Raw genomic sequence first — 530 nt, forward strand, 5'->3', positions numbered from 1 at the left:
CCTCTAAGCTACGTCCTATTCTTTAAAACATAATCAAAAGGCCATCTGAAATTTCAGACGGCCTGAGACCTTTGCAAAATTCCTTTCCCCCAACAGCCGAAACCTAAACACAGGTTTTCGGCTGTTTTTGTTTCGAATATCCACTGATTCTACTCAAATACCCCCCATAATCCCCCTTGGATACCCGATAATCAGGCATCCGGGCCGCCTTTTAGGCGCAAACAGGCACACTTAGCCTGTTAGCCGCTTTCAAAAGGTTCAAACACATCGCCTTCAGATGGCTTTGTGCACTTACTTTGAGCAGACCAAAATAGACTGCCCGGGCATAGCGGAATTTACGGTGCAGCGTACCGAAGCTTTGTTCGACCACATAACGGGTTTTTGATAAATATCGGTTACGTTTGGTTTGTGCTTCCGACAGCGGATGTTTGCGGTGGGCTTTGCGCATCAGCCGATGCTCTTTCAGATGTTGCCTGTTTTCCTTACTGTCGTAGCCTTTGTCGGCATAGACGGTCGTACCTTTGGATAGG

General features: G+C 47.4%; 1 protein-coding gene. It reads right to left on the reverse strand.

The window, feature by feature from the left end; all coding sequences use genetic code 11:
- Positions 1-211: 211 nt before the first annotated feature.
- The coding region (locus tag ACTHUR_RS17770) for a transposase (protein WP_440400051.1) at positions 212-530 on the reverse strand (319 nt) is incomplete at its 5' end.

Source organism: Neisseria sp. P0021.S007, from assembly GCF_051956855.1.